Consider the following 13,277-nt stretch of genomic DNA (forward strand, 5'->3'; position numbering starts at 1 on the left):
CAATGCCCCTCTGCACTTACCTGCCGGACATGCTCTGCAAGTTCCCGGCAATCGACAACTCCACGATGCGTGTGGCACGCAAGACCATCGATGACGGTTTTCGCGATGTCGTACGCAATTACGGTGATGCGATCGACGTCATCGTGCATCCGCTGCAGCTTTTCCTTAATGCCTCGGAGCGGCTGTTCATCCAGACACCGTGGATCATCACGATGCTGGTCATTCTCGCCATCGTGCATCTGGCCGGACGCAGCATCAAGATCACCGGCGGCACCGCCATCTCCCTGCTGATGATCGGCGCGGTCGGCCTCTGGCGCGACGCCATGACAACGCTCTCCATCGTCGCCATTGCCACCCTGATCGCCATCGTCATCGGCCTGCCGCTCGGCATCCTGATGGGTCGTTCGGAGCGCCTGCAACGCCTCATCAATCCCGTGCTCGACGTGATGCAGACCCTGCCCAGCTTCGTTTATCTCATCCCCGTGGTGGTGATTTTCGGCATCGGCAAGGTACCGGGCCTGATCGCAGTGGTGATCTATGCCATTCCGCCCGTCATCCGCCTGACCAGCCTCGGCATTCGCCTCGTTGATCGCGAAGTGCTGGAAGCAGCCGATGCCTTCGGCTCCTCCAACGGCCAGAAGCTGTTCAACGTGCAGCTGCCGCTGGCGCTGCCCACCATCATGACCGGCATCAACCAGACCATCATGATGGCGCTCGCCATGGTCGTCGTCGCCTCCATGGTCGGTGTCGGCGGGCTCGGCAAGAACGTGCTGCAGGCCATCAACAACCAGTTCTTCACGGTGGGCTTCCTGAACGGTTTCGCTCTGGTCGCCATCGCCATCATGTTCGACCGGGCGAGCCAGGCTTTTGGCAAGCGCCTGCAGAAATACCGGGAGGTCTCCCATGGCTAAAAGCATCGAAATCAGGAATCTTTACAAGATCTTCGGCAAGCATCCCGAGAAATATCTCGAAGCGGTGCGATCCGGCATGGACAAGACCGAACTGAACGACAGGCACAACCACGTTCTTGGCCTCAACAACATCAACATCACCATGCCGGGCGGCAAGATTACCGTCGTCATGGGCCTTTCCGGCTCCGGCAAGTCGACACTGATCCGCCATATCAACCGGCTGATCGACCCAACGGCCGGTGAAGTTCTTTACGATGGCGAGGATATCTGCGGCATGAGCGCTTCGGCGCTCAGGCAGTTCCGCCGCCACAAAACGGCGATGGTGTTCCAGAAATTCGGCCTTTTGCCGCACCGCACCGTGCTGGAAAACAGCGTCTACGGCCTCGATATCCAGCGCGTACCGCGCAGCAGGAGCGAAGAAAAGGGCCGGTACTGGCTGGAGCGTGTCGGCCTTGCCGGTTACGAGGATTATTATCCGAACCAGCTTTCCGGCGGCATGCAGCAGCGTGTGGGCCTTGCCCGGGCACTTGCCAATGATGCCGATATTCTCCTGATGGACGAGGCCTATTCGGCGCTCGATCCGCTGATCCGCGTCGATATGCAGACCATGCTGCTCGATCTGCAGCAGGAGCTGAAGAAGACCGTGGTCTTCATCACCCATGATCTGGACGAGGCGCTGCGGCTCGGCGACCACATCGCCATTCTCAAGGACGGCGAGGTGGTGCAGCAGGGTGACGGCCAGAGCATCATCCTTTCCCCGGCCGATGGTTACGTCACCGACTTCGTGCGCGACGTCAATCGCGGCCGCGTGCTGCAGGCGACCACTGTCATGGAACCGCTCGAAAGCCGCCCGGAAGGCATGCCGGTGCCGGAAACCGCGACGCTGGAGACCATCGCCCGCGACATGTCCGAAGCCAACGAGACCCAGGCTCATGTGGTGGACGAGGACGGCAAGCCGGTCGGCAGCATCGGTCTCGACACGCTGGTGGCAGCCATGGTGACACCCGCACCGCAGGAGACGGTGGCGACGGGTGAGGTGGAGGAGAAGATGCGGGAGCCTGCTGCTCCGGCTGAGAAGGAAACGGCGTGAGCGTGAGTAGGAACCGACCGCGTTACTGCGTTCACGACGTCTAGTGTTTTCGTCATACCGGCCTTGAGCCGGTATCCAGCCAGCCCGGGTCCCTGGGCTGAAAAGACTCTTCTCAACGCGCGGACGCGCGTCGGCTGGATTCCGGCTCAAGGCCGGAATGACGGGATGGGGTGCCTTTGCTGTCAGCGGCATGAAGCTGCAAGAACAAACACCCTGTGCACTTCTGCATGTTCCCCACGCGAAAACGAAGCACTACTTCGCCGGCTGTCAACCCTTGACCGTCGTTGCAATGCAGCAAGCGCAAGCTTCAGACAAGTCGCCGCCATTAACCATTCGTTAACTTTTGAACGCGGAATCACCAACATGCAGATCGAAAGCAATATTGGCGGATATAATTATCAGGGTCGCATTCGCGACATCGAGAAAGCCGGCGGCGCGCAGAACGCGCCGGAGGAACAGACCGTGAAACATGGCCCCGGCAACCCCACCGTTTCCAGCACCATTCTCTCCCAGTCGCTGGCCAATGTGTTGTGGGCCGTCGGCAATGGCAGCGCGCCCGCTTATCAGGACACCCCGGCCGCCTCCGCCGAAGACAGGGCGGAAGCACAGGCCGAATGGGTGCGCGGCGCCTATTCGGAATATACCGAATAAGCGATTCCGATCAGACCCTTGCCGGGCTGACTTCCACCGTCACATGCGAGAGTTCATGTATGGCGGCAAGTTTCTGCTTGTAAAAGGCCGGCGCCTTCGGCGCCTGCGAATAGATGGCGACGATGGCTGCGTGATGCCCCGGCCCCACCTGCCAGACATGCAGATCGGTGATGCGGTCCTCTTCCGTCTCCACGCTCTCACGGATTTCCTGCGGCAGATATTCCGTCGGCGGCACCGCGTCGAGCAGGGTCGTTGCCGTCGAGCGGATCAGCCCCCATGACCAGCGGGCGATGACCAGACCGCCGACAATGCCCATGGCCGGATCGAGGAAGGACCAGCCGTTCCACTTGCCGAGCAGCAGCGCGACGATGGCGAGAACCGAAGTCAGCGCATCCGCAAGCACATGCAGATAGGCCGCCCGCAGATTATTGTCCGTGCCGCCCTTTGCGCCGTGCCCACCATGATCCGCGTGCGAACCGTGATCGTGATGGGCGTGGCTGCCATGGTCGTGATGGGCATGTGAACCGTGAGCATGACCGTGGCCATGATCGTGGTGATGGTCATCCTTCAAAAGCACGGCGCTGACGAGATTGACGGCAAGGCCGATGATGGCGACGAGGATCGCCTGGTTGAAATCGATTTCGACAGGATTGATGAGGCGCATACCGCTTTCAACGGCGATGAGCAGCGCCACCACCGCCAGCACGATGGCGCTGGCAAAACCCGCCAGATCACCGAACTTGCCGGTGCCGAAGGTGAAGCGCGGATTGCGTGCCTCGCGCCGCGCATAAAGATAAGCGAGCGCCGAGATCAGCATCGCGCCGGCATGGGTGGACATGTGCCAGCCATCCGCTGTCAGCGCCATGGAGCCGAACCAGTGACCGGCGACGATTTCGGCCACCATCATCGCGGCGGTCAACACAATCACCATCCATACGCGTCTTTCGTTGCGTTCATGGTCCTGACCGAGAAAAACATGCTCATGGCCGGCTGCGGCGGGAAATTCGGATGTCGTCGTCATGTCGCTGATCCTGTTCGTTTTTAGAGCGGTTTATTGCGCGCGCCTCTTCCTCGGAAAAGCGCGCTTTTGGAGACTTGCTAGCGAATGTAGGTCTTCAGCACCTGGGCCAGCTCTTCCGCCGCCCGCGCCCGTTCGTCTTCGTTTTCGGCATGCACCACGTGTTCGTGCAGATGCTCCTGCATCACCTCCCCCGTCAGGCCGGAAAGCGCGCCGCGCACCGAAGCCAGCAATTGCAGCACCTCGCCGCAGGGCTTGGCCTCGTCCAATGCGCGCTCCACCGCCTCCATCTGCCCCTTCAGGCGGCGGATGCGGGCGAGAAGCTTTTCCTTGTTGCGGATCGTATGGGACATGAGCACCTCATATACTATAGGGGGGTATACTATATTGCGATGATTTTCCGTTCAAGTCCCGACTGGCGCAATCTTCGCGAATGTTTCGGCTCCTAAAAGGACCCTCAGAACCTAGGGGGACTCAGTCATGACGACTATCGCAGCAACCAGCAGCAGCTTTTATGCCATTCCGACCCGGAGCCTTGAGCCCGCAAAGGGCAAGCAAACCCAATCCGCCACCGAGGCCCTGCTGGAGCTGACCCAGACCGCGCATCGCGCCATTTCAGGCGTCGAAAGCGTCACCACGGCTGTCGCGCCCGCCGCGAGCGTTTCCGCCAGCCTTGCCGCCGCCCTGTGGAACCTCGACAGCGGCGCATCCGCCATGACCACGCCCGCCGCTGAGATGGCCGCCGCACAGCCGGAAGCCGCACCCAGCCTCGAGAATGAGGTTCTCAAGGCGCTGGCACAGGCGCTGGGTGTGGAAGAGACCGCCTGAACCCCATTGAACCGCGGGCGGAAAAGCCATATCTCTAGAGACTAGAGCATCGGACCCCGGAGCGGTGAAACACCCCGTTCTCCCGCCGTTGCGCCACGGATATGGAGAAAGCCATGCTGTCCATCGGTGAACTGTCGAAACGCACCGGCGTCAAGGTGCCGACGATCCGCTATTACGAGCAGATGGGCCTCATCCGTGAGGCGGACCGTTCGGACGGCAACCAGCGCCGTTATGAAAAATCCGACCTCGAAAGGCTGGCCTTCATCCGCCATGCGCGCGATCTCGGGCTCAATATCGAGGCCATCCGCGAGCTGATCGCACTTAGCCAGCATCGCCAGATGCCCTGTGAAGGCGCGGACCGCATCGCCGCCGAACATCTTGCCCATGTGCGCGAAAAAATCGCCAGCCTCAAAAAGCTGGAGCACGAGCTGGAACGCATCGTCTCCCATTGCCATGGCCATTCGATCGAGGATTGTTACGTCATCCGCGCGCTGTCCAACCACGGCATGTGCGAGGGTGAGCACTAGACCCGGCCCGGAACGGGGCTGACATTCAACTGTCATCCGTGCCCTGTATGCGCCTCCCACCCGCTTGAAGAAGGGATGCCGGATGGCCGAGATATTTCCCGAAATCACCCCGTTCGAGACCGTTTTCCTTGAGGTTTCCGAAGGACACCGGCTGCATGTGACGATTGCCGGCAATCCGGCGGGTCGCGATGCGATCCTGCTGCATGGCGGCCCCGGTTCGGGACTGTCGGCGACGGCGCGGCGCTATTTCGATCCGGCCCTTTACCGCATCATCCAGTTCGACCAGCGCGGCTGCGGCAAAAGCACGCCCAACGCCGCCGAGAGCCTCGAACACAACACCACGCATCATCTGATCGCTGACATGGAAGCCATCCATTCCGCGCTCATGGTCGATGACTGGCTGGTTTACGGCAGCTCCTGGGGAGCCACATTGGCGCTGGCCTATGCCCAGCGCCATCCGAAACGGGTGCGCGCCATGGTGCTGGCGGGCGTCACCACCACGCGGCGGAAAGAAATCGACTGGCTCTACAAGGGGCTGGCGATGTTCCTGCCGCAGCAATGGCAACGCTTCATTGCCGCGATACCGGATCATCTGCCGAAGGATGACCCGGTTGCCGCCTATCACCAACTTCTGCACGACCCCGACCCTGCCATCCGCGCGATGGCCGCCTTCGAATGGCATCTGTGGGAGGCGGGTTCCATTACCGCGGAAAGCACCTCAGCCTTCCCGAAAAAATGGCGCGACAGCGGCTATATTCTCGCTCGCGCCCGCCTCTGCGCCCATTATTTTCACCACGCCGCCTGGCTCGAGGATGGCGCGCTTCTCCGCAATGCCGGTAGTCTGGCGGGCATTCCCGGCGTGCTCATTCAGGGCATGCGCGATTTGCAGGGACCGCCCGTCACCGCTTATGAACTTGCAGCCGCATGGCCGGGAAGCGAGCTGATCGCCATCGACGGAGCCGGGCATTCCACGGGCGATGCGGGGATGGAAGACGCCATTGTTTCAGCAATCGCACGCTTTGCCTCCTGAAGCCGCTTGACAGATTGCGGATTCGGGCGCATTGCATTTTCCATGATCAACGAACGCGCACCCATCTCCTGCTCGTACTTTTGGGCCTACCTCTAAGAGGCGGCTCGACAGATCATATTGTCAACAAGCCGCCGTCAGGCGGCTTTGTTGTTTTCAAACGTCCTGACGGCACCGATAAGACCAAAGGACCAAAAAAAATGACCGAAGATAGCTCCCTCACACTGGAAAGACCGCCCGTCGTCATCATTCGCGGCGCGCGCAAGTCGGATTTGCCCGAACTCAACGAGATGATCACGCTGCTTGCCTCCTACCACGGCGATGCGGCGGCCATCACGCCCGCAAAGCTGGAACGCGACCTGTTCGGCCCCCTTCCCTGGGTGCATGGCCTTGTGGCCGAGGCCGATGGCGCGCTGATCGGCTACGCACTGCTTCTGCCGCTCTACAGGGCGCAGGAAGGCCGGCGCGGGCTGGAGCTGCACCATCTCTTCGTGCGTGACGGCCATCGTGGCCATGGCACCGGCCAGCATCTGGTGTCCCGCGCCCGCGATATCGCCAAGCGCCTTGGCTGCGACTATCTTTCCGTCAGCGCCACGACCGGCAATGTCGCGGCGCATCGTTTCTACGAAAACATGGATTTCGCACCGCGGCCGGTCACCGGCATGCGCTACATGCAGTCCATCGCCTGATTAAAACCGACGGAGACCACCATGACACGGATCGCCATTGCGCTGGCACAGGATTTTGCTGACTGGGAGCCGGCGCTGCTTGCTGCTGCAGCGCGCGGCTATCTCGGTGCCGAGATCATTCACGCCACACCTGATGGCAGGCCGGTGACCTCGATGGGCGGGCTGAAGGTGACGCCGGACACCTCCTATGACGCGCTCGATCCCGCTGATATCGATGCGCTCGTCATTCCCGGCGGTCTCAGCTGGGAAAAGGGAACGGCTGCCGATCTTGGCGGGCTGGTCAAGCGGTTTCGCGAGAAGGACCGGCTGGTCGCCGGTATCTGCGCGGCGGCAAGCGCGCTTGCGGGCACGGGTGTGCTGAACAATGTCGCCCATACCGGCAATGCACTGGCATCGCACAAGGCCTATCCGGCGTACAACGGTGAGGCGCTTTATCGCGACCAGCCGAAAGCGGTCAGCGATGGCGGCATCATCACGGCGGCCGGCAGCGCGCCGGTGAGTTTTGCGGTGGAAATTCTGAAAAGCCTCGGCCTCTTTGGTCCGGAAGCCGAGGCGGAACTTCAGGTTTTTGCGGCGGAGCATCGGTGAGGCGCATCCGCCTCAATGCTTTACAACCCTCCACTTCCCCGTCATTCCGGCCTTGAGCCGGAATCCAGCCAGCCCAAGTCCTTGGGCTGAAAAAGACTCTTCTCGCCGCCGCGCAGACGCGCGTCGACTGGATCCCGGCTCAAGGCCGGGATGACGGAGGTGGGAATATCGAGCCAGTCAAGACTGATCAAGCACCCGGCAAACGCGAGGCGCCGACGCATCGCCCTCACCCGCTATCGCCCGGCGAATATCGCGGCTGTTCAGATGCAGGCTGCGGCCGGCGGGTAAATTCGAGCGTTTTATCTTGCTGAGCGCCGCAGCGGTAAAGGCGGCCTCGTGATCATGAAAACAGGCGAGAGCCGCCTCGCGTCCCGGGGTTGCCCCGAGGATTGCCTTGAAGGCAAGCCGGTGCACGGCGCAGGGCGCGTCGTGACCGGGAACGGCAAAACGCAGCGCATCGAGTTCCTCACTCCATTCCGCTGCGTCCTGCATGGGCTTATGCCTGCTGGAAGCGCTTCAGGAAAAACGCGCTCAATGTGCCGAGCAACGCCCAGAAGACGAAGCTGGTGATGGTGGCGGCAACGATGAACTGACGCTCCAGCGGCAGCGGTGCCAGCGCATGTTCACCTTCCGGCGGCAAGGGCGCACCCACCACATGCGGCGCGACGATCAGCACCAGCGCCAGCACAATGGCCCAGGGTTCACGGCGGAAGGCGATGAGCGCAATGCCGCCCGCGGTTGCGGCAACGGTTGCGAGCCACCAGATCTGCCGTGCCTCAAGTGCGGCGGCCGGGCTTCCCGGCAGTTCCGGCGGCAGGCCGATCATCGGGGCCAGCATGACGGCGGCGAAGCCGGCGACGCCCCACAAAAGCCCTTCACGCCAGCCGGTATTGGTGCCGCGCAAGGAGATGAGGCCGGTCAGCACCAGCGCATAACCGATGGCGGTCAGCACATTGGCGGCAACCGTATAGGCGGTGCGCTCGAAACCATCGGCCGGGGCCCAGGCCTCGTCATTATGCTCATGGGCGGGAACGGCAGCGCCGGGCGCCGGCGCATCATGGCTATGCGGCGCTTCACCGGCGCTTTCATAGGTTTCCGCCTGCAGGATGAGCGGCGTGGTGCCGAAAGCCTGCATGGCAGACACGGCGAAACCGCCGAGAATGCCGACGAGAATGGCGGTAAAGACGATATTGCGAAAAGATGACATGCCGTTTCCCCTCAATGGCAGGGGAAGGCATTGGCATGGCGCGTGTCATGCGCGGCATTGTGAACGGCTTCCACATGGGAAAAGCCGACAAAACCGACGACGAACAGGCCAAGCACGATCGCCGTCAGCGATTGCGCGAAGCTGGCTGTTTTTGCAGACGCGGCTGAATTGGCCGTATTCTGGTTGATGGACATGGTGACCCCTCTCCGGCGCGACCCCGCGCCTTTGGACACGGCCGAACGGCACAAGCCGCAAGACCACATGCGATATACTTCACCACGGGGATACGAGACTGACACAGGGAGGCATTGATCCCGCCGCCCTGAAATTCCGCTCTTCCGGACACCCCGCCGGCATGGATATTTCCGTGATGGCAGGTCTCCTGGCTTGCGGGTCAAAACCTGAAACACCTTCCCGGTATCGCCCTCACCCTGCTCGGAAACTCCGGTTCCGGGCGAGATGGCTTGCCAGTGGCATTTCGTTTCAGGCTCTCCGCTCACAGTTGCGGGGGCAGCCACGAATGAGGATTTCTCCCTATCGTGTTCCCTTTTCACCTTCCGGAACGCCCGGAAGGAACCATCACAGGGTTGTTATCCGTCGGGTGCGGGCGGGAGTCAATGGCGGCAACACGTTTGATGTGCTCGCGGGGTTGCCATTGGGCCTATGTGCAGAGTTTTCCCGTCACCCCGGACTTGATCCGGGGTCCAGCGCGATCAAGTCCTTGATCGCAAGACACTCTTTTCACGGCGTAGACGCGCCGTGGCTGGATGCCGGATCAAGTCCGGCATGACGGCTGAGGGTTACCGCGCCGGAATGGCCTTCAGATAGGCGGCAATCGCATCGCGGTCTTCGGCTGTCAGATGCGCCATGTTCTGCTGCACCTTGACCATGGAGCCGCCGACGCTGTCGAATTCCGGGGTGAAGCCGGTTTCCAGATAGCTGGCAATATCGGCTTCGGCCCAGCTTCCGATGCTTTGCGAACCGGGCGTGATATCAGGAATGCGGCCTTCGCCTTCCGGATTGGGGCCGCCGGCCAGCCACTGATCCTTCACGAAACCACCAAGCGCATTGCGCGGCGTGTGGCATTCGCCGCAATGGCCCGGCCCTTCCACCAGATATTGGCCACGCAGCAATTCGGCATTGGCATTGGCAAGTTCGATGCGCGGCGGTGCGGCGGGATCGAAATAGAGGAATTTCCAGCCGCCCAGCGCCATGCGCAGGTTGAAGGGGAACGGCAGCTCGTGATCCGGCGCGTCGTTCTGGCTGGCCGGGAGGACCTTCAGATATCCGAAGAGATCGTTGATGTCCTTCTGCGTCATGCGGGCATAGGAGGCATAGGGAAAGGACGGATAAAGATGTTCGCCGTTCCTGCCCACACCGCGCGTCATGGCGTCACCAAATTCCGCCAGCGTCCAGCCACCGATGCCATGCTGCGGATCGGAGGAAATATTGGGGACATGGAAGGTGCCGAAGGGGCTTTTCAGCGCCTGCCCGCCCGAAAGCGTCAACAGCGCCTCGCCATTGGCGTCGGGTGCGGCATGACAGCTTGCGCAGCCGCCGGCCCAGAACAGCGTTTCGCCATTGGCCAGATCCGGCTCGCCAAGGCTGACCCAATGGCTGGGCGCCTGACGCTGGGGCGCGGTGACCCAGGCGAAAATACCGTAACCCGCAATGGCCGCGACCACGATGCCGCCCGCAAGTTTGGTCCAGATGGAAGACATGCCCCTCCCCATTCTCACCTGACCGGATCAGGCGTCTTTCGAGCTGAAAAAACGCCGCCGGGAAGCGGCGTTTTGAAAAGGATCACTTCTTCAGACGATAGGTCTGGTGGCAGGTGCCGCAATCGGCGCCGAGCGCCTTCATGGCGGTGGCAACGCCGGTCTGGTCGGTGGGCAGATTGGCGAGAACCAGATCCGCATCCGTGCCAAGCTTGGCGGCCTTGGCCTTGAAGTCCGCAAAGTTTTCCCAGATGGCGGGAGCGGCCGCGCTGCCGGTCTCGGTGCCGGCGGGGAACTGATCGGGGAAAGCCTTGGCATTGGTGCTGATGGTGGTCACGGCGGCCTTGACAGCGGCAGCGTCAAAGGGCTTCTCACCCTTGGATATGGCGGCGAGCGCACCCATGGAGCCGCCGATCTGCTTCATCAAGCCTTCACGTTTTTCGACTTCGCCGGCAGCATAGACAGCTCCGGCGCAAAGACAGCCGAACAGCATGGCCGCCGTGATGGTTTTCAGTTTCATGCACACTCTCCTTGATTCCGGCTGGGACACCGGGCGCTAGATGGAACGGCGCGAGGATGCCCTTTCCGGATGGCGAAAAGAAGTCACATTGCGGTGAATTCCATCGTGAAAACAGAAGTCTAGGAGAGGGCCTCCCACAGCGTGAGAAGTGCAGCGGCAATCAGCATGAAACCAGCCGCACGGCCGATGAAGATGGTGACGGCAGGCGAGGACACGAGCCATTGCCGGCTCCTGTCCGCCGTCAACGCCAATGCGCCATAAACGGTGAATTGCGTCACCGCCACCATCGCGCCCATCACCAGCCCCTGCATCCAGATCGGGCCATAGGCGGGTTTGAGGAATTGCGGATAGATCGCCATCATGAACAGATAGGCCTTCGGGTTGGAAAGGCAGGTCAGCACCGCCCGCCAGAATGCTTTTCTGACCGAGGCGCTCGCCTGCGCTTCGTCACCATTCACGACGATTGCGCTGCGCATCAGGCCGATGCCGATCCAGACCATGTAGGCCGCCCCCGCGACCAGCAGCGGCAGGAACAGCGACGGCATCCAGGCGGCGAGCATGCCGACACCCAGGGCGCCATAAAGCGAATGCACCATGCCGCCGGCGCTCATGCCGCTTGCGGCGGAAAGGCCGGTTCTCCTGCCGCCCGTCAGCGCGCTTGCCAGCACGAACAGCATATCCATGCCCGGCAGGATGATGATGCCGAACAGGACGAGAAAGAAAAGCCAGAGATTTTCGGCGTAACTCATGTCAGTATCTCCCAAAACGGTTCACGACACATTCGGGAAAATCCATGTTTCTCAATGTGTTTTTCCGTTTATAGGGAAAGCCAACTGACAGCGTTGTGTCAGTTGTGTCGGGAGAACCACCAGGAAACGGCAATGCGCAAGGCATCGAGACTGTTCGAGATCATCCAGATCCTGCGGCTGGCGCGCCGCCCGGTGACCGCGCAGACGATTGCTGACATGCTGGAAGTGACGGTGCGCTCGGTCTATCGCGACATCGCCGCGCTTCAGACCATGCGCGTGCCCATCGAAGGCGAGCGCGGCGTCGGCTACATCCTGCGTCCCGGCTTCAACCTGCCGCCGCTGATGTTTTCCATCGAAGAAACCGAGGCTATCGTGCTGGCGCTCGCCATGGTCGGCCGCTCCAGTGATGCGGAACTGCGCCAGGCGGCGAAAAAGGTCAGCGACAAGATCGCCGCCTCCCTGCCCGAACCGCTGTCGAAGACGCTTTCCGCCAATGCTCTGCACGCCTGGGGCAGTATCGCGCCAGCCCCCGCCGGCATCGATCTTGCGATGGTCAGGCGGGCGGTGCGTGATGAAGAGCGGCTGGACCTGAGCTATCGCGACGAGACCGGCGCGGAGACACAGCGACGGATTCGGCCGATTGCGGTGATCTATTATTCCGAGACGGTGAATATCGTCGCCTGGTGCGAATTGCGCCACGCGATCCGCAATTTCCGTTCCGACCGGGTGCTGGGCTGCGCCGCGACGGGCAGCTTCTTCAAGATGGAAGGGGAGAAGCTGCGGCAATTGTGGATGAGCGGCTGGCAGAGCAACCAGCCGGCGAGCCCGCACTCACAGCCGTAAAAGGCGATTCTCCTCCCGCCCAAAACCGCGAATGACGATCCGGTCCGCAAACACATCGGCGATGGCGAAGGTGTTCTGGTCCGGCGTATCCACCATGCCCTTGAAATTCACGAAATGGGTGGTGCCGAGCAGGCCGTAATTGCCCTCGTGATTATGGCCGTTGAACCATGCGGCAACGGACGGATGGGAGCCGAGAAGATCGAGGATACGGGGCGCGTCCCACATGTTGTGGGCGTTTTCCGGATAAACGGGATAATGGCACAGCACGATCACTTTTTCGCCCGCCGCATCCGCCTTTTCCAGAACGGTGCGCAGCCATTCGAATTGCCCGTCGCTCAGTGAGGCGTTCCAGTCCTGCGCATTGATGGCATCCGCATCCTTGAGACCCTTCAATCGCTCCTGCGCGATCGCGCGGCGCGGATCACCGGGAGGCGGGGCGAAGAGGCTGACCTCGTTGCCGTCAAGCACGACGAAACGGATGTTGCCGATGGCGAAATCATGCCATGGCGCCTTCATGCCAAGGCGGGCATGGATGGCGGAAAGATGCTCGGGCGCGACGGCGAAATCGTGATTGCCCGGCAGCAGCACCGAAGGATGACGAAGCGCGTCATAAACGCTGAGGATCGCATCGAAATTTTCAAAGCCGCGATCGATGATATCACCGAGCGTCACCACGAAGGCCAGCTCCTCGCGGTTGAAGGCGTCAATCGCCTCAGCCAGCTTTTTCGGGCTTTCGGCATAATAACGGCCCATGTCCGGGCGGGGATCGGCGTCGGCATATTGGGGATCGGCGACGATGCCGAAGGAGAAGAGAGGTGTGCTTTTTTCAGTCATGATGCGCCGCGATAACCCCGGCTGATGACAGGCTTGTGACAATACCCGACATACCAAAAGCAGAACACCCGGCACGA

18 protein-coding genes and 1 riboswitch are annotated in these 13,277 nt (G+C 61.5%); of the genes, 9 read left to right on the forward strand and 9 right to left on the reverse strand.

Annotation, left to right across the window (positions count from 1 at the left end; translation table 11 throughout):
- The first annotated feature begins 2 nt into the window (after positions 1–2).
- The 3 genes from QD336_RS03470 to QD336_RS03480 all read left to right on the forward strand — a co-directional run bounded on the left by QD336_RS03470 (position 3) and on the right by QD336_RS03480 (position 2,652).
- Positions 3–911: an ABC transporter permease gene (locus QD336_RS03470; RefSeq protein WP_269344327.1), complete on the forward strand. Its 909-nt coding sequence runs from the start codon at positions 3–5 to the stop codon at positions 909–911.
- A complete protein-coding gene (locus QD336_RS03475) occupies positions 904–2,001 on the forward strand; it encodes a quaternary amine ABC transporter ATP-binding protein (RefSeq protein ID WP_499169379.1) in 1,098 nt (365 codons plus the stop codon). The genes QD336_RS03470 and QD336_RS03475 overlap by 8 nt, the downstream gene beginning before the upstream one ends.
- A gap of 363 nt (positions 2,002–2,364) precedes the next feature.
- Complete coding sequence (locus tag QD336_RS03480) at positions 2,365–2,652, forward strand: hypothetical protein (protein ID WP_499169381.1); 288 nt, start codon at positions 2,365–2,367, stop codon at positions 2,650–2,652.
- Positions 2,653–2,662: 10 nt separating this feature from the next.
- Here the strand turns inward: QD336_RS03480 and dmeF are convergent, their stop codons facing one another.
- Both dmeF and dmeR read right to left on the reverse strand, forming a co-directional pair.
- The gene (dmeF, locus tag QD336_RS03485; protein ID WP_499169382.1) at positions 2,663–3,673 is read right to left on the reverse strand and encodes a CDF family Co(II)/Ni(II) efflux transporter DmeF; all 1,011 of its coding nucleotides are present in this window, start codon (positions 3,671–3,673) and stop codon (positions 2,663–2,665) included.
- A gap of 77 nt (positions 3,674–3,750) precedes the next feature.
- Positions 3,751–4,023 (reverse strand): Ni(II)/Co(II)-sensing transcriptional repressor DmeR, encoded by a 273-nt coding sequence (gene dmeR / locus QD336_RS03490; protein ID WP_269344331.1) that lies wholly within the window; start codon positions 4,021–4,023, stop codon positions 3,751–3,753.
- Positions 4,024–4,150: 127 nt separating this feature from the next.
- Between dmeR and QD336_RS03495 the strand changes: the two genes are divergently transcribed.
- From QD336_RS03495 to QD336_RS03515, 5 genes are all read left to right on the forward strand, one after another.
- Complete coding sequence (locus QD336_RS03495) at positions 4,151–4,498, forward strand: hypothetical protein (RefSeq protein ID WP_499169385.1); 348 nt, start codon at positions 4,151–4,153, stop codon at positions 4,496–4,498.
- 113 nt (positions 4,499–4,611) lie between these two features.
- On the forward strand, positions 4,612–5,025 hold the full coding sequence (locus QD336_RS03500) for a MerR family transcriptional regulator (RefSeq protein WP_269344333.1): 414 nt from the start codon (positions 4,612–4,614) through the stop codon (positions 5,023–5,025).
- Positions 5,026–5,107: 82 nt separating this feature from the next.
- A complete protein-coding gene (gene pip / locus QD336_RS03505; protein WP_499169386.1) occupies positions 5,108–6,055 on the forward strand; it encodes a prolyl aminopeptidase in 948 nt (315 codons plus the stop codon).
- A gap of 197 nt (positions 6,056–6,252) precedes the next feature.
- Positions 6,253–6,741, forward strand: coding sequence for a GNAT family N-acetyltransferase (locus tag QD336_RS03510; RefSeq protein WP_269344335.1), 489 nt, complete (start codon positions 6,253–6,255; stop codon positions 6,739–6,741).
- Positions 6,742–6,762: 21 nt separating this feature from the next.
- Complete coding sequence (locus QD336_RS03515) at positions 6,763–7,329, forward strand: type 1 glutamine amidotransferase family protein (protein WP_499169387.1); 567 nt, start codon at positions 6,763–6,765, stop codon at positions 7,327–7,329.
- A gap of 177 nt (positions 7,330–7,506) precedes the next feature.
- Here QD336_RS03515 and QD336_RS03520 read toward each other — a convergent pair whose 3' ends face one another.
- From QD336_RS03520 to QD336_RS03545, 6 genes are all read right to left on the reverse strand, one after another.
- Complete coding sequence (locus QD336_RS03520) at positions 7,507–7,821, reverse strand: hypothetical protein (RefSeq protein ID WP_499169389.1); 315 nt, start codon at positions 7,819–7,821, stop codon at positions 7,507–7,509.
- A gap of 4 nt (positions 7,822–7,825) precedes the next feature.
- Positions 7,826–8,536, reverse strand: coding sequence for a CbtA family protein (locus tag QD336_RS03525; protein WP_269344338.1), 711 nt, complete (start codon positions 8,534–8,536; stop codon positions 7,826–7,828).
- 11 nt (positions 8,537–8,547) lie between these two features.
- The gene (locus QD336_RS03530; RefSeq protein ID WP_269344339.1) at positions 8,548–8,730 is read right to left on the reverse strand and encodes a CbtB domain-containing protein; all 183 of its coding nucleotides are present in this window, start codon (positions 8,728–8,730) and stop codon (positions 8,548–8,550) included.
- Between the two features lie 161 nt (positions 8,731–8,891).
- A riboswitch (cobalamin riboswitch) is annotated at positions 8,892–9,132 on the reverse strand.
- A 204-nt stretch (positions 9,133–9,336) separates the two neighbouring features.
- A complete protein-coding gene (locus tag QD336_RS03535) occupies positions 9,337–10,257 on the reverse strand; it encodes a c-type cytochrome (RefSeq protein ID WP_269344340.1) in 921 nt (306 codons plus the stop codon).
- Positions 10,258–10,339: 82 nt separating this feature from the next.
- A complete protein-coding gene (locus QD336_RS03540; RefSeq protein ID WP_499169391.1) occupies positions 10,340–10,774 on the reverse strand; it encodes a c-type cytochrome in 435 nt (144 codons plus the stop codon).
- Between the two features lie 119 nt (positions 10,775–10,893).
- The gene (locus tag QD336_RS03545; protein WP_499169393.1) at positions 10,894–11,523 is read right to left on the reverse strand and encodes a LysE family translocator; all 630 of its coding nucleotides are present in this window, start codon (positions 11,521–11,523) and stop codon (positions 10,894–10,896) included.
- Between the two features lie 132 nt (positions 11,524–11,655).
- On the opposite strand from QD336_RS03545, the gene QD336_RS03550 reads away from it, so the two are divergent.
- Positions 11,656–12,366, forward strand: a complete 711-nt coding sequence (locus tag QD336_RS03550) for a helix-turn-helix transcriptional regulator (RefSeq protein WP_499169394.1) — start codon at positions 11,656–11,658, stop codon at positions 12,364–12,366.
- Here QD336_RS03550 and QD336_RS03555 read toward each other — a convergent pair.
- Positions 12,355–13,200, reverse strand: a complete 846-nt coding sequence (locus tag QD336_RS03555) for a manganese-dependent ADP-ribose/CDP-alcohol diphosphatase (RefSeq protein WP_499169395.1) — start codon at positions 13,198–13,200, stop codon at positions 12,355–12,357. The genes QD336_RS03550 and QD336_RS03555 overlap by 12 nt on opposite strands.
- Between the last annotated feature and the right edge of the window lie 77 nt (positions 13,201–13,277).

This window comes from Rhizobium sp. BR 250 (assembly GCF_047445855.1).
Classification (GTDB): domain Bacteria; phylum Pseudomonadota; class Alphaproteobacteria; order Rhizobiales; family Rhizobiaceae; genus Agrobacterium; species Agrobacterium tumefaciens_I.